The 22,227-nt window shown below is 48.5% G+C and carries 8 protein-coding genes; 6 read left to right on the forward strand and 2 right to left on the reverse strand.

The features are described 5' to 3' along the window. Window positions 1–21 precede the first annotated feature (21 nt). Both TREAZ_RS00700 and TREAZ_RS00705 read left to right on the forward strand, forming a co-directional pair. The gene (locus TREAZ_RS00700; protein ID WP_245535070.1) at window positions 22–897 is read left to right on the forward strand and encodes a GGDEF domain-containing protein; all 876 of its coding nucleotides are present in this window, start codon (window positions 22–24) and stop codon (window positions 895–897) included. Continuing rightward, window positions 894–2,096, forward strand: coding sequence for a GGDEF domain-containing protein (locus tag TREAZ_RS00705; RefSeq protein ID WP_015709858.1), 1,203 nt, complete (start codon window positions 894–896; stop codon window positions 2,094–2,096). The genes TREAZ_RS00700 and TREAZ_RS00705 overlap by 4 nt, the downstream gene beginning before the upstream one ends. On the opposite strand, the gene TREAZ_RS00710 is transcribed toward TREAZ_RS00705, so the two are convergent. Both TREAZ_RS00710 and ffh read right to left on the reverse strand, forming a co-directional pair. Continuing rightward, window positions 2,093–3,475, reverse strand: coding sequence for a bacterial Ig-like domain-containing protein (locus TREAZ_RS00710; RefSeq protein ID WP_201764779.1), 1,383 nt, complete (start codon window positions 3,473–3,475; stop codon window positions 2,093–2,095). The two genes, TREAZ_RS00705 and TREAZ_RS00710, sit on opposite strands and share 4 nt — an antisense overlap. 86 nt (window positions 3,476–3,561) lie before the next feature. After that, window positions 3,562–4,911 carry a signal recognition particle protein gene (ffh, locus tag TREAZ_RS00715; RefSeq protein ID WP_015709861.1) on the reverse strand — a complete coding sequence of 450 codons (1,350 nt, stop codon included), beginning with the start codon at window positions 4,909–4,911 and terminating at the stop codon, window positions 3,562–3,564. 206 nt (window positions 4,912–5,117) lie between these two features. Here ffh and TREAZ_RS00720 point away from each other — a divergent pair, with 206 nt between their 5' ends. From TREAZ_RS00720 to TREAZ_RS00735, 4 genes are all read left to right on the forward strand, one after another. Then, window positions 5,118–10,376, forward strand: coding sequence for an Ig-like domain-containing protein (locus TREAZ_RS00720; protein ID WP_043922640.1), 5,259 nt, complete (start codon window positions 5,118–5,120; stop codon window positions 10,374–10,376). Between the two features lie 101 nt (window positions 10,377–10,477). Beyond that, entirely contained in the window at window positions 10,478–20,773 is a 10,296-nt protein-coding gene (locus tag TREAZ_RS00725; protein WP_015709864.1) for a hypothetical protein, read from the forward strand. A gap of 108 nt (window positions 20,774–20,881) precedes the next feature. After that, window positions 20,882–21,943, forward strand: a complete 1,062-nt coding sequence (locus TREAZ_RS00730; RefSeq protein WP_015709865.1) for a hypothetical protein — start codon at window positions 20,882–20,884, stop codon at window positions 21,941–21,943. Window positions 21,944–21,975: 32 nt separating this feature from the next. After that, a complete protein-coding gene (locus tag TREAZ_RS00735; protein ID WP_015709866.1) occupies window positions 21,976–22,188 on the forward strand; it encodes a hypothetical protein in 213 nt (70 codons plus the stop codon). The last annotated feature ends 39 nt before the right edge of the window (window positions 22,189–22,227 follow it).

The following is a 22,227-nucleotide window of genomic DNA, read 5'->3' on the forward strand; positions in this document are numbered from 1 at the left end:
TATTACTATATATTGATATTCGTGGATTTTCTTGCCTTTAGGTCAAGCAGCAGGGTTAAGAATCTGACCTACATCGCCTGGATTGTTACGGCTGTCCATATCGTCCTGCTGGTCATCAATTATAAAACCCATTTTTATTTTTATATTGACGAAGAAAGCAATATCTTTGTCCACGGCTCTCTCTACATAATTCACATGATAATTGCCTACAGCCCCATAGCCCTGGTCGTGTTCAACATCGTGGTTTCCTCAAAAGTCTTTAAGAAAAACCAGTTTGTCCTTTTGGCTCTCTTTATATTTCTCATCTGCCTGGGTTCCAACATTGATCTTATCATTGGAACGAGCTTTCTGATTTGGCCCTGTTTTACCGCTTCTATACTCTACGCATATTTTTTTATTGTACGCACCGACACGGGCATCGACAGCCTCACGGGCATTGGCAATCGTTTTGCGTTTAACGAATTCATAGACAAGCTTTCCAGGCAGAGCGCCAGGGAATCCTATTCCATCGCCATGATCGACCTCGATCATTTTAAACAGATAAATGATACCCTGGGCCATGCTGAAGGGGATAATGCCCTGCGCGACATGGCTGCCATCATCAAGGGCTGCATACGCCATTCGGATTTTGCCGCCCGCTACGGGGGGGATGAATTTGTCATTGCAGTGCCTGCGGCCTATGATATAGGGCGCCTCATGGAAAGGATTCAGCTCGCCATGGATACGCAGAACGAAAAACATTCGAGGCCGTATACTATCGAGATGAGCTGCGGTTATGATGTATACACCACAGGGGTGGACAAATCAATCAACGAATTCATTAATCGGATAGATACCCTCATGTATCAGCAAAAAGAAGAACGCCGCCGCCAGAACGGGCTAAGGACGGCACGGTGAATTTCATTCCCCTTTATTTGAATACTGCCATAGGCGCAGTTTTTATAATCATCCTTATCTTTTTGGATTATATTCGCAAATACAATACTGACGATTTTCAGCGCCTCCTTTTCATCTGTGTCCTGGGCGCAGGGTTCCTTGCGACAATTGCCGATTTTCTTAACCGTACCATGGGCGGCATCCCCGGCCATAACATCCGGATAACCCTCTATGCGGTGAATTCGCTCTTTTATGTTTTCCAGAATATTGCCTATTACAGCGCCATTATTTTTATTGATTATTTTGCCTATGGCGACGAAGGGCGGACCAAACGTTTTATAAAAATCGCAATTTATTTCCTGGTGCTTTATTGCGTATCGGTTATCGTAAACCTCTCGCTGCATTATTATTTTTATATCAGCGTTGACAATATCTACACCCACGGCCCTCTCTACAACTTGCGCCTTATAATCAGCTATCTTTCTATCCCCCTTTGCATCATGGATATGGCTTTTTCCTCCAAGTCGGTGAAGTCTTCGCAAATCGGCCTGATTGCCCTTTTCGGCGTCATCACCGGCGCAGGGGCGGGCATGGACGTACTGTTTAAATCGGGCAGCCTTGCCTGGCCCTGTTTTGCCGCAGCCCTGCTTTATATTTATTTTTTCATTATCCGTTCGGATTCCAAAATCGACAGCCTTACGGGAATTGGCAACCGCATAGCTTTTAACGAATTCATAGAAAAGATTTCCCGCCGCAACGTCAAAGGCCGGCCCGCAAGCAAACGCCGTTTCCCCTTCCCCTGGAACAGGACAAAGGTCGAGTCCTGGGCTGTCGTGATGATAGACATGGACCACTTCAAGCAAATCAACGACACCTTGGGCCACCTTGAAGGCGATAATGCCCTCCGCGATATGGCTTCGATCATCAAAAGCAGCGTGCGCAGCACCGACTTCGCGGCCCGCTACGGCGGCGACGAATTCATCCTCGCAACACCCGCAAAATCCAACGTTGACCAGCTCATGTCCCGCCTCCGCACGGCCCTCGCTTCCCACAACGCCAAAGCCGGTCGCCCCTACACCCTCGAAATCTCCTACGGCTGCGACATCTTCACTGCCGGCAGCGGCCAATCCATCGACGAATTCCTCGCGCATATAGACTCGCTTATGTACAAACAAAAAGCCGACCGGAGAAGGGCTTCGGACGATAAACGCACGCGTTAGAAGCTTATATTGCCCGCTGCATTGTCAAGCAGGTTGTCATCGTAAGCCTTCGATGCTGGTTTTCTGGTAAAGAGGGCATGGCCTTTTCCGCTTCGTCCAAAAATAGTATTTTCATTTCCATCATTAAAATAGGCGTTATCCATGTCGCCATAAATAACGCCGCCTGTTTTAATAAAGTTGAGAAAACCGTTAAGCTGGCCGTATCCGTTGTCGCCGGTAACATTAACTCCTGCCCCGGTGCTATAAGCAACCAAATCAGGTGCATCGATAGTATTGTTTGAAATAACCCCGCCTTCCATTTTAAAGATAGAATTAGTAGAAACACTCACTCCGCCGCCTACAGCATATTGCCCATACGCACTGCTATCGCTGCGGATTTTATTGCCGGATATAGCAGGGGCATTCCCCGGACCGCCTTTAAGCGTAATTGTTGAATTGACGAGATACACCCCGCCACCCTCTACGGTATTGTTCGATGATTTAACGCTGTTGTTGGAAATTTTTGCATTGTCCTTAAGAGTGATGTCCGCATAACTGGCATACACCCCGCCGCCGAGCGCCGCAGAGGTTTTGCGAAGTTTGTTGCCGGAGATTTCGGCATAGTCAGACATGATAAGAGATACGCGACCCGTCGCAGTATTGCTGTTTAGGTACACACCGCCGCCATTGCTACTGTTAGTACTCTCTATATCACTGTAATTATTATTGGCAATTTTGGAATGGCCTTTCATTTCCAGTGCGCTGCCGTGATAATACACCTGGACGAGAGGCATGGGATTTTCTGAGGCACCTTCGAGGGTTATATAGCCGTCGAGAATAAGTTTTACCGTGTTATTACTGGCATTGTTGTTATACCCCACTGAAAAAATACTCTGGCCTGCGGTTCCGGCAATAACACGTTCCGCAGTTGATCCCTCGGGTGTTTTAAGGATAACTTCAAGGCCGTCTACGGTTAAACTTTGCGTCGTGCTTATGGTTTCATCGGCATACAGATAAATGGTTTTTTCTCCCGCTGTGCCTTTTATCGCATCAATCCGCTGTGCAAGGGTCAAAATAGTAACGGTGAATTGGGTTGTTTGTTCGCCTATTGTTATAGTAATAGACCCCGGGCCTGTTCTTGTGGAAGCGGCATCCCAATCAGTATTATTTTGGTTAATGGAGACAGATCCGGTACTGCCATCGGCATAGGTGGCGGTTACCACAAGCCCGGCAAGATCAAGAGGCTCGCCGATGCCGTATTCGGTTTTTGTTGGCTCTGTGGTAAGGTCTATGCTTGCGATAGTTTTTACAGCATCGCCGCTGTCGTCTTTGCAGGCGCCAAAGAGAATTGCCAGCATGAGCATCCGCCCTAAACTTCGCATAAAAAAAGCTTTTTTCATAATTACTCTCTTTGACGTCTCCATAGGCAATATATCCCTTTGCCTGGAGAAATTCAATCCGGATATAAAAATTCAAGCTTTTTTGCTTATCTGAACCCGCCCTGCATTCTATTCATCATGGCCTGCGCCGTATTGGGATTTTTGCTCATTTTGGACATTTTTTTCATCATGGTCTTCATTTTGTCGAATTTTTTGAGGAGCCTTGAAACCTCTGCCACCGAGGTTCCCGAACCCCGGGCAACGCGGGCCCGCCGGGAAGGCCCAATCATCAGGTGGTTGGCGCGTTCCTTGCGGGTCATGGACGAGAGTATGGCTTCCTGGGTTTGGAGTTCGGCCTTGTCGATATCCTCCTCGCTCACCTGGCCTGCCATGCCCGGGATCATTTCGAGCATTTTGTTGAGGGAACCCATTTTTTTTACCGACCGGAGCTGATCGAGCCAGTCCTCGAGGGTAAAGGTTTCTTTCTCCATTTTTTTCTGGAGTTCCTGGGCATCTTTCTGGTCGATGACTTCCTGGGCTTTTTCGACCAGGGACACCACGTCGCCCATGCCAAGGATGCGGCCCGCAATGCGGTCGGGGTGGAAGGGCTCAAAGTCCTCGGGTTTTTCGCCTACGCCCACAAACTTGAGGGGCTTCCCGGTAATGGTCTTTAAGGAGAGGGCGGCGCCGCCACGGGTGTCCGAATCGAACTTGGTGAGCACCACCCCGGTTAGCCCGATCTTCTCGTCGAAAGCCTTCGCAATGTCCACTGCCGACTGGCCTGTCATGGCGTCGGCCACGAGGAGGAGCTCGTCGGGGTTTGACACTTCCTTAAGGCGCGACAATTCCTGCATCATGGGTTCGTCGATCTGCAAGCGGCCGGTAGTATCTATGATAAGGGTGTCGATGAGGTTTTTCCTGGCCCAATCCAAAGCGCCCTTGTAAACCTTTACGCTATCTGTAGCGCCCTCTTCTTTGTAAACAGGAACATCAATTTGATGCGCCAGCACTGAGAGCTGTTCCACTGCCGCAGGGCGCACCAGATCGCAGGCTATAAGCAAGGGCTTGCGCCCCTCTTTCTTGAGGCGCAGGGCCATTTTTGCCGAAGAGGTGGTCTTGCCCGAACCCTGGAGGCCAAGCATCAAAATAGCAGAAATAGTGTCAGGGCCTTTAAGAACGAGATCCTGCCTGGCATCCCCCAAAAAGGAGACCATCTTGTCGTGAACAATTTTGATAAACTGCTGCCCCGGATCAACGGAGCGGAGGACCTTCTCGCCCTTGGCTTCTTCTATCGTGGCATTGACAAAGCGGCGCACTACCCTGAGGTTCACATCAGCCTCGAGGAGGGCCATCTTTATGGCTTCTACCGCATCGTCAATGTTTTTTTCGGTGATGCTGGATTTACCGCTCACGAAGCGGAAGGCGTCGGATATCTTTTGGGTTAGCTTGTCAAACATGACGGTATTCTAGCCTATGGGACAGCATATTTACAAGAGATGCATAAAATATCCAAAATGGTTACTAATAACGCTGTATTCTTTCTCATTTTATTCATTTTTGTTCATTTTTATGCATTTCAATTGACATATCCTTGGTATTCTTGTAGATTGATGATATATTTCTATAGGTGGGACTTGTCTTTAGATTATGAAGGGGGACTTTAATGCGTAATAGATTCCTGGTTTCCGTGGTATTATTATTAGCTTCGGCAATGGCTGTTTTTGCAGGCGGCAGGAAGGACAATGAGTCCCACGAGGTTGAGAATCCTTCGGGTTTCACTGAGTCAATAAACATTGAAGGCAAAAAGTCGGGGAAATACAATTTTTATCTTGAGGCCAAGGATAAGGGTGGCAATACCACTATCGCGGGGCCCGACAATATCTATATCGATCCTGAATCGGATCTTCCTATTGTGAGCATCACCAACCCCAGGGCAAACATGCATGTCCAGGGCCACCTGAATATCGTGGGCACGTGCATTGACGACGACGCAGTGGGTTTTGTGGAGCTTTGGTTCAACGATGACATATCCACCCTGGTGCGCGCGGACGGCGCCGAATTCTGGTCGTATTTTTATGATACTTCCCGCTTCCAGGACAAGCTTTACAGCATTACCGCCCGGGGCACCGACATAAACGGTCTTCCCGGCCATGAGACCAGGGTCGTCTGGAACCTGGATCGCAAGAAGCCTGAAACCAAAGTAACCAGCCACGAGCTGGGCGACCTGGTTTCCGGCAAGATCCGCATCAAAGGGACTGTCTGGGATGGCAACGGCGTGGAGACCCTCGCGTATTCTCTTGACGATGGCCGCCATTATGCTCCGGTTTCCATTAAGTACGATAAAAAGAACGATATTTACAATTGGGAAATCAACGTAGATACCAAGACCTTTAAAGACGGTCCTGCGGTTATATGGTTCCAGGCCAGGGATAAAATGGATACCCTTGGGGCAACTTCCCACCTGGTTTTTGTTGACAATACCGGCCCGGATGTGCGGGTGGTGTACCCTGATCCCGCAACGCCGGTAAACGGCATCTTCACGGTGGCAGGTTATGCCCAGGACACGGTGGGGCTTAAATCGCTCACCTGGAAGCTGGGCAAGGAAACCGGCGAATTCCCCCTCACCATTGGCAATCCCTGGTGGGTCAAAGAATTCGACATCCGGGGCCAGAAGGCTTCCAGCCTGGATCTCGAAATCAAGGCTGTCGATCTTTCGGGCAACGTAACTCTGGCAAAACAGAAGATCCTGGTGGATCAGAAGGCAGATCTGCCTGTAGTCACCCTCCAGGACCCGGTTGCGGGCACTGTTATGGGAGCCCAAGGCTTGACCATAACCGGTTCTGCCGTTGATGACGACGGCGTGGCGGCAATTCTCTACGCAATAGATGGCGGAGCCCCTGTAGAAATCGCTTGTTCGGGCTATTTCCAGCAGGTTATTACCGGAATTCCTGACGGGACCCATGTTTTGGACATTTGGGCCAGGGATATTACCGGTGTAGAAGGCACCAAGATCCAGGTTAAGGGCATTGTTGCCCCCGGCCTCCTGCCCGAACCCCGCATTTTGGCGGTTAAGCTTGGATCAGGCAAGGCCGCGGCAGTCGAAGAATTCTATACAGGCAAAGAAATCAACCCCGAATCCGGGGCTATCCTTGACCTTCGCATTGATTCGGGCAGCACCCTCGCAAGCCTGAGCTATCAGTTTGGGAACCACAGCCCTGTCGATGTCGCCATTAAGGGCTCCAAGAGCGGAGAGACCCGCCAGGATCTGGCTATCCCTGCCGATGTGGACTATGGGCAGGTCAAGCTTACCCTGCGTGTAAAGGATATCCATGGTCGCGAAGGGGTTTGGGAAGAATACCTCTATATAACGGATCTTAGTACCCCTAATCCCGACAAGCTCGCAGCAGCCCAGGATAAATCATCCTCCGGCGGGCTCAGCCTCGTAAGCATTGGCGACACCGCCTGGTCGAAGGCTGCCCGCGTCACTATCCCCCGGGGAACCAAGGCGGCTCTCCCCCTGGTCGCGTCAATTTCTTCTGAACAGCCCGTCAGCTCCGCGATCTTTACCGTGGGCGACAGGAGCATTAAGGGATCGGCCAAGGGCTCTTCCATAACTGCTGCCTTGCCTGCGGATATTCCCGCCGGCCACACCCCCATAACCCTTGATGTGTTCCTCAAAAGCGGCGAAAGCTATCAGGTGTCCGGTGAATTTTTTATCCTCAGGCCCGCGGATGACAGGACTATCAACACGGGCAAGAGCTTTGAGTGGGTGCGCCCCGATAATACCATAGGCGATGGAAGGCTCCTCATTTCCAAGACTTCCGAACCGATCATCGGCCTCTATAGCGGAAGGCCCCTGCAGAGCGTGACCATTGCAGGAACCGGCGCCAATGGCCTCGCGGCCCGTATTGATGAATACGGCAGGGTAAGCCTCCAGGCTTCGGATATAGGCAGCTTTGGCCCTGTAACCCTTACCCTGACCGATAAAGATGGCGGGACTTTCCAGACCAGTGAGTTCCGCTTCCTCGTAGACCTTCGCGATCCCATCCTCCACTTTAACGAAGAGCTCGAAGGAACCTGGGTGCAGAACAGGGTACAGGTTACCTTTAACGCCCTGGACGAAAACAAGATTTCTGCATTGGACTTTTCCACCAACCTGGGCCTGACATGGACGCCCCTGCTTCAGGCCGATGAAGTTGCGCGGCTCAGCCCCGAAATGGATATTACCCGCAACCTCGATATTTCGAGCGCCCAGGACGGCGCGGTGAATATCAGCATCAGGCTCACCGACGAAGCCAAACGCACCCATACCCGGTCCTTCACAGTCCTTAAGGATACCCAGGCGCCCCAGCCCCAGCTCATTGTGCCTATCTCGGAGGCAAGGGTGAACGGGACCATACGCCTTGGCATCGCCATTAAAGAGGCCGGAAGGCTCAACTCCATCAATTATGCCCGTCCTGCCAAGCCGGTCCAGGGGTCAACCCCCGCTGCCGAAGCGGTCAATAGGAATGTATACACCTATTATGCCGGGAACAACCCCCTTACCTTCCTCGACATCCTTTTGGATGCCCAGCAGACCCCCCTTGCGTCGGATATGAATTTTGTCTTTGAAGACGCTGCCGGGAACAGGTCGTCCCTGGATGTCTGGCCCTTTATCATAGACCAGCAGATGGATATCCCTGTGGCGCAGATAAGCCTGCCCCTGGATAACGAAGTAATTACCACCGATTTTGTGATTTCGGGCATCATGTACGACGACGATGCCATTAAACAGATTTATTGGCATATCGACGAAGATGAGGATCAGATCTCCGTCAGTACCAACGGGTACTCCATACCTGTGGCCCTCTCCAGCATGACCGATAACGAGCACAGTGTTACGGTAGTTGCCGAGGATATCTACGGCGTAAAGAGCGAACCCGTTACCCGGCGCTTCCGCATCTCCCTGGAAGAGCCCAAAGCTTCGGTATTGCTCCCCACCTTTGAACAGATCGTGAAGGGTACCGTGAGGATTTCGGGTGTTGCGTCGGACAAGAACGACATCAGCCGCATCCAGGTTTCGCTGGACAACGGCAATACCTACAACGACGCCTATGGCACCTCCGAATGGGCATACCAGTTCAACTCCAAGATCCTCAAAGACGGCACCCATGTGGTCTTTGTGCGTGTATGGGACGGCTACAATATCACCGCCCTCTATTCAAGCCTGATCAACATTGACAATACGCCCCCAGAGGTAGTCCTTGACGCCCCCATCGACGGCGCCAGCACCACCGGCCCCATCTACATCACCGGCCGGGCCATAGACCTTATACAGCTTGAGGACATCACCATAGAGCTGCGCAGTCTTGACGGCAGGAATATCCCCGCTGAATTCAGCACCCGCCATGTAAAGCCCGGTTCTATCCTTATGGAAGAAATGAACCTTTCCACCCTGCCCGACGGCCTCTACAACATCGAAGTGTGGGCCATAGACAAGGCCGAGAACACCACCCGGGTTTCGCGGAACGTGCAGCTTGCCAAGGATAACCAGAGGAACTTTGTTGATACCCTCTATCCCCTGAGCGGCGAGCATGTGCAGGGCACCTTCAACCTTTACGGCTATGTGGGCGGCATAGACAAAGCCTCCACCGTTGACCTCCTGGTCAATGGCCGTACCACTGCGACCGAAGCGGTTACCGAAGCCGGCTACTACCGCTTCTCCCTGTCCGGGGAAAACCTCCAGGACGGATTGAACCAGCTCGTGGTTGTCAGCGACTTTAACGGCAAAGACATTATCCAGTCCGAAGTGCGCAGCATCTATTACCGCGCCGACGGCGCATGGGTAACCATAGACAGCCTTAACATGGGCGACTTCGCCTACGAAAGGCCCTGGCTCACCGGGCGTGGCGGCTACCAGCTGACTCAGGCGGAAACCGACCTTTTGGCGGACAAAAAAGCCGACAAGGCCGAGAAAGCCCTCATCCAGGCCAAGAAGCTCGATTACATCGACATAAGCTTTGACAACGGCAAGACCTTCTTCAAGGCCGACAAGGGCCGCGAGAAGGGTATTGACTGGCGCTATAGGCTCGAAACCGGCGAAATGGCCGAGGGCCTCCATTACCTCGTTGTCAGGGCCAACATGGCTAACGGCGAAACCGCTATAACCCGTACCCTGGTACAGGTGGACAAGACCCCGCCAGTGATCCGGCTCATAGCCCCCGAAGCGGGCGGCAGGTACAACCAGAGCCTGGAATACACCGCCCTGGCTTCGGACGATGTGGAACTCAAGAGCTTGACTTATTACCTCCGCAAGGGCGACAAGTCAGCTTACGAGGTGCCCGGCTTTATCCAGGGCCTCTACTTCGAGTTCACTATTCCGCCGTTCATGAAGCAGATTTGGAACGGCCTTCCCGACCTGTTCGCCGGCGGCGCCACCTACATGGACTTCGGCATGGGCCTGAGTTTCTTTGACGACAACGTCAAGATCCAGGTTCAGTACGGGTTTATGACACAGGATCTCTTCGAGAGTTTGGGCGGTCTTAAACCGACTCCCCCGGACTTCAAGAAGACAATCCGGTACGGAGGTCATGTATTGGGCTTAAAGATACTGGCAAACGTCTATACCCTGCCCTTTGGCTCTTTTGCGGGCCCAGACTGGGATTGGCTCTCCGCGTCCTTTGCGATAGGCGCTAATTTCTCGCTCTTCGACATAGCCCACGAGGGTTATACCCAGAGCGGCAATGCGACATGGCTGTCCGCCTTGCTGATGCAGATAGAGTTCCCCAAGGTTACGATACCCAAGCGGGAATACCTTCGGACCTTCAGCTTCTTTACAGAAGGCCAGCTCTGGTTTATCCCAACTGACGTAAAGGCTAGCGACCAGGGCATAAAGACCGTAATCCCCCATATAGTGCTGGGGTTGAGAATGTATATTTTCTAGGAAACGTCTCCCTTCCGGACAGCAGTCCGGAAGGTTTTTTCAGGAAGAAATGGTTTTTTTTTCGATTTGGTGATATATTTTAATTGGTTCCGGAGGTTTGTATGAAAAATTTGGTTAAAAGGTATTCATGGTTAGTCGTCTTATTGGCGGGTTTCGCATTCACAACCTGCAATAACCCCGTAAGTCTGGGCGGCGTCATCGACGCCTCTGTCCCTATTGTCAATATAAATGGTAATCTTGGGCCGGCGCCTGGCGCGTACATCCACGACACTCCAAAGATATATGTCAACGCGTCGGATGATCAGGGCGTTAAGGGCGTTACCGCGACCTATACCTATAGCATCCTCGAGCCCCGCGATCCTGTTACCAATGAACCTTTAGCCAATGCCAAACCTGTCGAGCAGCTGCCGGTAACGGTTCCCGCCTATTGGGACGAGGCGAGCAAAAACTATGTTTTTGATATTGATACCAAAAGGGTAGAATATCCCCAGGGGAGCGGAAATTATGTCCCCATGGCCGATGGCACTTTGCGGGCAACCATAGTTGCCGAGGATAATTCCGGCAAGAAAACCACCTCTTCGGAGCTGATCTATACAGTCAAAAATCAGCCCCCTGTCCTTAATATGCAGATTCCAAGGCCGAATACGAGCGCCGGCGCGTTTATAACAATAGAGCCTTTCCCTGGTGTAGTGGATGATAACTACATTATGGGGGTTTACGAGGATTTGGCCGGCGTTGCCAAGGGATACCCCCAGATTAAATTTTGGCCAGTGGGAAGCCCTGAGCCCGGCACCGGGGCTGGCTACAGTGGAAATGGCGATAGGGACAATACCGCGTGGGGGACTGTATCTGTTTCTTCCGCTGTTAGCGCTCCCGATGTAAACGACTGGAGGGTGGATGATCCCGATGACGGCTGGGTCAGTGTAGACAACGGCATTGTGGAGAGCGATAAAGGCGAACGTGGCGGCACCTTCAGATATTATTTGAAGCAGCGGGACGCAAACGGAAAGTATAGTGATGAAGAGGGAGTTGGACTTCTTAAAGTACCGGGCGCGGGCACCAAGTACAACTTAAAGATACGGCTTAAAGATGTAAACGATATTCCTCTTGAGTGGCCTAAAGATGTGTATAAAGATGTAACCGGCGCAAGTGTTGAATATATGTCGGTAGAATTATTGGCCAGCGGAACACCTCCGAGGGTTTCCATTAATAGCCTTAACCTCACCGATGATCCCGACCATCCGGATATTGATAAATTGTATCAGAATGGCAATTTTTATATTCAATACGCTGCTGAGCTTGCCGACAAAAATACCGACACTTTGAATAACTTTGTGTCGGATTTAAGCCTGGAAGTACCTGGCAGGCTTAAAAGCGATCCTACCAGGACAGCTACGGTAACACTCGATAAATTTGTAGATACCGCTAATTATGAAAATATTTCTCCTGATGATATCCCCAGAAAAGTTGGGCCAAGGTCATTCCAGGTCCAAATTGGGAAATTTTATTATGTAAAAGATGACGGTATCCCGGGCGGGCCTGTCGATAACGAAACACTGCTGCCTTCGGATACCTATGCCTATGTTGTTTTTAACGATGGCAACTTCAATTTCACGGCCAGAGCCCATGGTGATTCCGGTTCGCCCGGTTCGCAGTCTCTGAGCCTCTATGTCGACCGTTCGCCTCCTGTTACAACGGTAACTAGCGTAAGTCCTGCCATTACTTTGTCCAATACTGTTACCTCTACCATCAATGATGCTGCTGATTACGCATCTGTTTTCAAGGATAAAGATGGCAATGACCTGAATATTTCCTACAGCCCTTCTATCCCCTACAGGCGTTATACTGTAAACAGCACCATCAAGATTGGGGTTAACTCTACGGACAACCGCGGCAGCGCGCTGGACCCCGCCAATACCTCGTATCAGCAATTCAAGTACATCCTGCTTTATCAAAACGATATAGCACCATCTTTATTTCATGCTACCAAAAACGGTCCTGAGGCCGCAGTAGAGTTCGGTAATTTCCTCTACAACTATAATGAGGTTGCATCAAGAAGGGCGGAATTTTTTGATCATACCAAAGCGAATCCTATAACCACTCCCTGGTTTGGTGCTTCAAATGGTAATCCCCTCGTCAAAGTAGATGGTTCCGATGGCGCTTATACCTTAACTCTTCAGACCCAGCATTACCGTCTTGATAATGGGAGCTATAAACTTTGGTTCTATATTGTTTCCAAGGATCAGGCGGGGAACGTCAGCTATGAGAGGATGCTGCTCAATGTGGATCAGGAAACCGACAAGCCCCTGGTGGATTTTGGCAACCTTAATAAGCCCGATAATTCCGATGGCCTTAGTTTCGCTGACGAAACCAAAGTTATCCGTATTGATATTTCGGACGATGACGGATTACAGGAAACCGCTGTGGAATATCGTTTCCTAAAAAAGGCTAAATTTGCCGAGACAGACGATCCGGATGATGCCTATTATTGGTCCCATACGATAGATGATGCTGAATGGTTTAAATTAAGCGCGAGTCCTTCCGAAGATTCCAAGGAAATCATCATTCAAGACCTTTCGCTGGCAAAAATCGCTTATGATTTGACTGGCGATCCTTATACACCCGGTTCCTCCATGGGTACGGCACAGAGGGAGGCGCTTGGATCGGAACTTGATTTAAAGAAGATCCAGATAAGGGTCACTGATGATGGCAGGAATCCTTCAGCGGGCGGTCCAAAGGTATATTTCTCGGATGGCTATACTAAAGGTTTTTCCAGGATAGCCGCGTTCACTATGGATCTGGAGGCGCCCAGAATTAGGCCCACTGATAACGATATGTCCGACCACCCAACGTTTTTTCCTGGCAGGAGCAAGGATAATCCTTTTGCCGCCCCTCAATTGAATAAAGCGTATAAAGATGCTTTTTGGGCACGCGGCGATGTTATTGAACGAAACCCCCAAAGTTTTACCATCAAGATAGATGGAGATGATAATTTAACCTTTGATGTTAAAGTCAAGGTAAATTCAACAACCAAAGAAATTATAATTCCGGAAAACGAGATTGCTGCAAATGCAGAATTCGGATCGGATCGCGCAGCTATTTGGAAAGCGCCTCCGGCTCTTTGGGCAACCTCTGGGACCTGGAATGGCGAACTCCAGTGGCGTCACCCGATGGATAAGGGCATTCAGTATACGTACAATTCGGTTTCAAAGGAATATGATATTCCGGTTGAGGTGCCGATTTGGAGCAGCTTGAAAGACGGCGCCCATTTCCTGGCCTTCACAATATGGGATAAGGTTCCCCGGAGCAATACCGCACAAATAAACTTCAATAAAGACGGCGACGGCCCGGTTATTAGTTTTAACAATATTAACCAGTATCAGTACCTGTCAGAATCGAAAGAATTTCCCCACTTGACGGATAAAGAGTGGGCGTATAACGGCAGCAATAATACAGATGATCTCAGCGACGATGTTGATGAAGCTACTGCTCTGAAGCCGCGGGTGGATCATAAAATCAAGAATTTGACCGCATTGAACGATCAGACTGTCAGGATTTTAGGCACTTTTTCTGACACGCTTTCCAATGTAGGTTATCCCGCCGGGGCCCCCGTATTCTATTACAAATTGGAACGCTTCGTCCCCAATACTTATGGTAAACATACAACCATTCTTGCCCAAAAACAATTCTGGAATGCCGCCGACGGCGGAAGCTGGCAAGCCACAGAAAAATGGAATATAAAAACCATAGATGGTTCGAATAAGATTGTTAGTTTCAGTATTGATATTCCCAATAATAAATATGATGAGGCGAATGGGAGTCTTATAACTGATAATGATGGTCTCTATCGTGTGAGCATACGTATAAAAGACGACCAGGGAAATGGATATTCCGATCTGGAAAATCCCCTTGGTGATTCTCTGGGGGCCCCTGGTTACGAGACCAATGTAGCTTTTTCTGTTGACCGTATGCCGCCGGAAGTCAAGTTTTCCAAACTTACCATAGGCTCTGAGCCGGACGATTATGCTTCAGTGGCCAATTTGGCAATTTCTTCTAAAGTTATTTCCGGGACTATTTTGACCTTCGAAGGTACTGCCGAAGACTCTTTCCTTGGAAATGGGGATTCCAGTGCGCTGTTGGTAAACTCTACCGGTAATACTGTTTTAAGTACTAGTGACTCTTATGCAGAAAAGATAGTAATAACCAAATTAGTCGATGCCACCAATGCGAATAAACGGAATTGGACAATTGAACTTAAGGATACCCAGCTCGCAAGTCTTAGTGATGGGTCATATACTTTGTTTGTTACCTTTAAAGATGGCGGCGGACGGGAAGGAACTGTATCCAAAACCTTTATTCTGGACAATGTCGCGCCTGTAATTGATTACAGTAACCTTGAAGAAGTTACCGAGCTGGCAAGCTCTACAATCCTTGCAGAAGCGAATCCCCGCATTTTAGGTGTCGTGAATGACACTTATGGCATCAGTTCCTTAAAGGTGAAGATTGAAAAGGCGAAGAATGGAAATCCAACTGATGCTGACTGGGAAAATGTAGGGACTAATGGAGGGACTAGAGGCGATTATACTTTTGATGCAAATGGGTACATTACACTCCTTGAACCTTCGGCAAATTCCGTTACCAGTCTGAATTGGACTATTGAAGCTGGTACTATCAGAAATGGCGTTAACGGACTTGATCTTAATGATGGTATTTACCGCATTGTCTCTGAGTCCAAGGACAGTGCCAGACGTGTTCCAAATAGCATACAGAACGATGGCACGCACCCATGGTTCGTATTCCGTATCGACAAAGTGAACCCTGTCCTGACTATTCCGGATGAAGCGGTGAGCAGGTACTACGGTGGAAAAGGTAACTTTACGGCAATATTCGATGATCAAGGTATTGGCGGTGCATCGGTTCCCGGTATTAAAATCGGTAAGAGCTATATCCATGTGTATGGTTTTGCTACTGATGACAGTGGTATAGGAAGTGTGGAAGTTGGTGTGAAGGGAGCCCCTTGGACAACTACCGGATCAATAGTAATTGTTGCACCTGGCGTCGAAGGTCGTTTTGATGCTTATATTCCAGTGTATGCATCTCCAACCGATGATACCGGAGATACTTTTACAGCTAATCAGCCCAGTATTACGTTCTCTGTTAAGGACAATGCGGGGCGTGAGTCGGCCAATACAAAAGACTTTACCTTTGATAAGGTAGCGCCTACCGGAGCGATAAGTTCTCCGCCTGCGGCTAATTACCTCAATGGTGCTGTAACTTTGTCGGGCAGTGATGCAGATAAGAACGGCATCAGCAAAGTTTATTTTGTCTATGGAAAGATCGGGGCTTCTCTTAGCGAGGAAACCGTTGAAAACGCCAAGACGTTTATTAAAGCGTCTGATGATACAAGCGGAACCGGCAGAAAGTGGCTTGATACCAGTCTGGATTCTGATGATGAAGGTGATTTCTATGAAGATGGTATTGGTAAATGGGACGGCGGTCTAAATACATGGGCTTTTGCCTTTAAGGATATTTCCGACTTTGGATTACCTGAAAATGCAAGCTATGTGTACGAGGAGGAGCTGGCAAGTAATACCTTTGTGTTGCCGATCTACATTAAGATTGTCGATGTTGCCGGTAACGAGACCATCCTTATGCGGCGTGTCTTAATCGATCCTGATGCCGACAAGCCGAATGTTTCTATTAATAACCCACAGGAAAACGCGATATTGGGAGGCGAAGTACGGGTATCCGGAAGCGCTCAAGATGATGACTGGGTGTTCGGCGTGAAGATTCGAATATTCGATACAGCAGCTGGCGCATATATAAATCTTCCTCACGGCAGTATGGAAACTCAATTCCCACTAACTGAAAACTGGGTATGGGCAAGTTTAGATTCTGCCAGGGATAAAGCGGTTAGTTGGTCGTATATATTGAATAGTACTGGTGGGCTGAATCCTGTGAATCCGGGCGATCCTCCCCGAGCCTTCCGTATTGACGTGCAGGCAGTGGATACACAGAACGACTTGGTAATGCACGAAAATGATGAGCCGACTAAAATAGGAAGCGTTGTGTCCCGCAATGTTAATTTTGATAGTACCGTGCCGACTATAGAACACATAAAGATATCCAAGGCAGGCTTACCCGATAAAGATTATATTGGAAATGCTATCTATGCATCGGGAACTTTTGTAATTCGTGCGACAATACAGGATGAAAGTGGTATTAAAACCATAGAAACCCGAGAAGGAACTGCCGGGGGATATACAGCACTGACTGCTCTTGCTCCTGGATCTGAGGCTAAGGGTTTCTTTACCCCAACGGTAAAACATCCGGGCGATGGTTTTGTGGCGAGCAAACGGTATTATATAGTAAATATGGGAGCTACGTCTTCAGCGACATGGGCAACATACGACGATTATTCGGGTGAACCTAAAACCTACGAAGTAGGTACAACTTTTACGTATAAGAGCGGTGCAGCAGTAATATCAGACCCAACTGCTGAGGTATATGAGGCAACCGGTACGGGCGCGGCGCAGTATTTCGAATTTACCCTGCAATACCCGGTGGAAAGTCTCCCTGATCTCGTAGCGCTGGGTAAGACAGGTAATTTTAGCCTTTACTTAAGGGCATACGACAATACAAGTCCGCAGGCTTATATGGTCCAAAGTACCGTAAATGTGTCTGTGGATAATACCTTCCCGTATATCCAAAATGAGACCGCCCCGAATGCTTCTACTGACCAGTTCTACATCGAGGGAACTGCATGGGATTACTCCAAAGGAGGCGGCGAGCCCTCTTCAGGAAATATATCCGCCTTGAAGGAGATGGTGGTTTATTTTGAACGAAATGGAGCCTACATTAAACCTGATGGAACAGCGATTTCTGCGCCTACTATGACGACCCTTGATAATGTTGTTGATTTGGGTGACGCCGCTAATTCAGGCTTTACCAGTTCTCATTATGACGGCTCCGGTAATCATCTGATTCCTACAACTATAGCGTATCCGGATATTACCGCTGGTCAGGGAATCGTTATAGACAACGTTGAGTTAAGTTCCGATATTGATGGCGATGGCTTCCAGGAAAACTGGAGTAAGCAGGGTAACGACCAGCATTGGAATGTCAAGTATACCACGTGGGCATTTAGGAACACGTTGGGAGACGGTCCTCTTACAGTGCACTATGTGGTTATAGACGAAGCCGGGAATGCTACTCACTTTAGCCAGACACTCTTTATCCGCAATAACCCGCCTATTATCTGGAATCTGGATATAGGTACTGACTTAAATGGCAATGGAGCTATCGCAGATACGGAAAAATTAACCGGGCTTACAGTTGCAACACTCAAGCTTGATAGCTCTAAACAAATTGACAATGACCGTTATGATTATAACGGCGCTATGAAAAAACCCGTATTTGTGGTTCGTAACAATAGCTTGCAGTTTGATATTTCCACAGTAGATGGAAATGGGACTAAGACCTACAAGGTGCAGCATGTTACTCGGGCCCCTATCACCGCAGGAGGCGGACTCTCAATTGAGCAGGGGAAAGTATATACCATTGTTGATCCTGCTGGTGCAAGCTGGATACAGCTTGGCGCACCTGGCACTACTGCAGGTACAACCTTTATAGCGGCAGCTTCTGGAACTATGGGAGCAGGCGCGGCTACAACGTTTGTAGAGGGAGTAACGCAATCTACGAGTACGCCAAACGCCGGTACCTCATTTGACGGCAAGGAAACATCAACAGGACAGGTTTCCTTCGGTTCCGCTGATTTTGCATCGATTGCTGACACTATAATCGGTAATACGACCCTGGATGATCTTGATGCAGCTGACCGTAACTCTTCACTGTATCTGATTATTGTCTCCGACAGTACATCAGGTAGTCCGCTAACTTTTGCAACCCTTGTGGGTCTTGATGTGGATAACATAGATGAGACCCTGCCTGAAGCCGAAATCTATACTTTGAAAGCCGATGCGGTGGTTGGCAAGGAAGAAAACTGGAAGCCTACCACTCTGGATGAACTTGGAAGCGGAGGTACTCTTTATCCGAGCGATAACAAAACCAAGGGCAACTTGTTCCAAACAGATAGTGGCATATCAGGCCATATAGAACGGAAAGGTTCAGAAACTAATGTTACCGGGGTATTCTTTACAAGGGACACTGTAAGCGGTCAATTGGTATTGCGGGGACATGCCTTTGATAATCAGCGTATAACAGAGTTACAGTTAAAGTTTGGCGCAGACGCTGCATTTACCATATTAAAAGTGGATCCCGATGATGGCAATAAGCTTAAACCCACCAATGCAGCAGGGACTATTCTAACGGGGGCCGCTCTTGATAACGCGAGTTCCTGGTCGGTAGAAAACCTGACGCTCGAAGGTCATAACGTCGAATGGGCTTATGTATGGGACAGTGTGGCAAATCCTGCAGCTACAATTGTCGGCAGCGATCTGGCAGTTGAAGTTACGGTTTTTGATGCAGCAACGGCCCGGAACTTTGGTGTTGATGATAATTCTGTTGATATCGCGCCTTATATTATCGATATTACCAGGGTTGATAATGACACTATCCGCTCCAAGCAGGGCTGGTATAGCTTCCGGCGCGGCGATACCTTGGAGATCAGCGGCTTTAACCTTAAAGCTTCCGGTAATACTACAGTTAGTTTCGGCGGAGTGAATGGTACTATCGCAGCCGGAGCTACGGTCAACAAGGTGACGTTGACACTGCCGGAGATGGCCGCAGGCTCTAACAGGGCCAGTGATACTGGCGCCAAGAGTGGTGAGATTGTTCTTACAGCGAATGTCACTTCTGGAGCTCCAGTTATTGCGGTTAATAACCGGAACAGTAACGCCAACAGATGGAATAACCAGTTTGACCAGGAAGCTGAGGAAGTTGATCGAAACCAAACCAAGATGTGGAATGACGACCGTTATGCCCATCTCTGGCAGAGTAACGCGATTAATACAGGCGTAACTGATAGCGCTAATCGTGGGTATTTTGTAGGATTACAGGTAACCCATGGCGGTACTACTCCAGTAGCTTTATCAGAGCGGCCTGCGTATCCTGCCATGACTATTAATCCTGCAACAGGTGTTCTCCATGGTTCATGGAGCAATTATGCCGCTTCTACTATTTTCCGTAGTGCTAATAATGTCGCAGCTACAGAAACATACTACCTTGGAGATCCTTCGGAGGATACTGATATCCATTATGCCAAGGCAGTTGCCGGGGTTAATGGCGGAAATTCCCGAGGTGTTAACGTAGTCTGGAATGCCAATACCTATACCGCGGGCAGTGGGGCATGGACAGTTCCGAATTCGGGAGGTGTGTATGTGTATAACAACCAGGCAACTACAGGATCTGGGTATAACGACACATATAGTTATTATTTGGCAGAGGCTCTGACTCATCATGATACGCTGTTCTCGCTTGTTAACCAACGAATTGTAGCCAGTGGAAATGATATCCATTTAAGTTATTATGATGCGGTTAACGATGCTCTTCATTATTGGCATAAGACTTCAAATGATAATATTACAGCTGCCAATTATGCTAATAATAGAAGCTGGATTGTTATAGATGGAACTGCTGATAACGATAATGCAGAAGGGGACGTTAATGGAAGGGGCGGTCCTAACTTTGATACTGCTAACCAGAACGCCAATAGGATTGTAGCCGCTGATGCTGCTACGGCAGGTACAGCTAGAGTAGCTTCTGCCGGTGAATACAGCGCAATCGATGTTACCAGTGATGGACGACCAGTTATAGTTTATACCGCTGGTAATACTTTGCGTTTAGCCTATGCTACGGCACAGACAACGAATGGCCCAACTGCCGCTCAATGGAAGAGGCAGGTTATTTCAGTTCCGAATAGCGCTTATATGTATGTATCCATGAGAATTGCGCAGCAGGCCGGCAATGATGTGCTTCATATATCAGCCTTCAAGGTAAATACCGGCGATTTGGTTTACATAAAGGGAACCAGGCCAACCGCCAGTACGGGAGAATTTACTTTTGAGGCTGCTGACATATTGGTGATAGACAGCCTCGGTTCAGTCGGTACATGGTCGGATATTTCAGTTGACAGTCAGGGCAATCCTTATATCTCTTATCTGGATTACTCCTACATGAATTCTAACAGCGGTATGAAGATCGCCTTCTACGATCCTTCTCTTTATACTACTACCGCCAGGGACTTTAATGGGAAAGACCTGACCGGTTGGGAAACCTTGAATGCCCCCATGAACTTCCAGGTTCGGGATGTACGAACCAGCATAGAAAACGTAACGACACCTACAGCTATCGCAAACCAGTTCTGGAAGGCGGCTGTCGGATATTCCTCCGGGGATAAGTTCCGTATTGCGTACTTTATCAAACCGGAACAACCGTAAGAGGAATATTGGTTAGATGAAGTAACAGTTTTAAAAAATAAAAGCCGGAGAGTATTACTCTCCGGCTTTTACTCTGGATCGCAATGTATTTGGCATATAGGGGAAATATTGAGTAGTAAAAGAACCAGTAATAAATATAGCAGCAAAAAGAAAATTTTTAAAACGAAGCTTTTGCTTTTGATTGTTGGTATTTTTGTTCTCGTTATTGGAAGCATTCTTTTTTTCTATCCCAAAAAGAATGCAAAAACGACAAACGTTGTTTGGTATGTTGATGAGGGCATTGCAACGAATTGGGAGAAAATACTTGCAGAGGCTCCTAAAGAGTTTGCTCCTTACCATAAAGAGGGAAGTGTAAAAATATTAGGCAGTGAAACACCGATTCCTGCTGATGCCTCCGGTTTTGTTGTTACTACCAAAAGACTTGCAGGGGTACAATTAAAAAATAATCAGGGCAGTGAACAAAATTCAGCTTCAAAAGAAGAGCTCCCAATAATCTTTGCTTACGAGAGGCTTGCCCGTACACGGAGGTATGGAGACGCTTATGTGCTTGCGTTGGATCCCTGGTTTATATTCAATAAACGTACTACTCCGTCCTTAACTCGCGAGCGGATAATAGCTCCTGATCAGAGCAATCTTGGCGGGCTTCTTCTTCTTCCCGGCAGGGATCAAAAAGCGGTAAGTTCATGGACCGCTCGGCTTTTACAGGAAAGCCCGGGGCGCTTTATTCAAGACAAAGCAATGTGGAATGAAGTTAGAAGAAACCTGTTCCAAACTGGGGCTTTTCAAGATGGTGGGTTTTCATATAGTTGGAATGAAGTAATCTTTACGCTTTTGGGTAACACAGAATGTTGGGTTTACGCACCGGTTAGTCGTTTACGTACCTTGCCTGATTACCGGACTACACAGATTGAAGCTTTTGTTTTTCCTGAGCCTGGCGATAGTTTTGGTTTGCAGGCAGAATTATTATGGCTTATTCCTTTTGGACTAGATAACGCCGGAGATACTAAAAATCTCTTGGACTGGCTTAATTCTGCAGAAGCTCAATCAGTTATTGCTGCTGTTACAACCTGGATACCTGCTCACCCTGATTGTCCCCCATATAATCCTGTGGCCCAAACTGCCCGCATTGCATGGCTTACCTCTTCTTTTGTGTGGGAGTTTACAGAATAGTAGCAACTGTATTTCTTTGAAGCAATTCGACTATGTTGTTTGCTGAATGGAACCAGGAAGAAGCCCTGGAATACCGGTACAACGAAGGCCGGGAAGAGGGCCGGGCCGAAAGCCACAGGGAAGATGCCAGGAATTTTCTTTCCATGGGAATCGAGCCGGAGAAGGTAGCGCAGGGAACCGGTCTCCCGCTTGAAATTGTCAAGGAATTGGCTTTGACGATAGGGACAAAAACGGCGAGGAAATAAGGCCAAAAATTTCGTATAGGTAAACCGCGAATTGCTGCC

It is taken from the genome of Leadbettera azotonutricia ZAS-9, from assembly GCF_000214355.1.
Classification (GTDB): Bacteria; Spirochaetota; Spirochaetia; order Treponematales; family Breznakiellaceae; genus Leadbettera; species Leadbettera azotonutricia.

Bases quoted from the DNA above. Each gene is read 5' to 3' on its own strand.
- TREAZ_RS00710 (WP_201764779.1), bottom strand. From the start codon at position 3,475: ATGAAAAAAGCTTTTTTTATGCGAAGTTTAGGGCGGATGCTCATGCTG.
- ffh (WP_015709861.1), bottom strand. From the start codon at position 4,911: ATGTTTGACAAGCTAACCCAAAAGATATCCGACGCCTTCCGCTTCGTG.
- TREAZ_RS00720 (WP_043922640.1), top strand. From the start codon at position 5,118: ATGCGTAATAGATTCCTGGTTTCCGTGGTATTATTATTAGCTTCGGCA.
- TREAZ_RS00725 (WP_015709864.1), top strand. From the start codon at position 10,478: ATGAAAAATTTGGTTAAAAGGTATTCATGGTTAGTCGTCTTATTGGCG.
- TREAZ_RS00735 (WP_015709866.1), top strand. From the start codon at position 21,976: ATGTTGTTTGCTGAATGGAACCAGGAAGAAGCCCTGGAATACCGGTAC.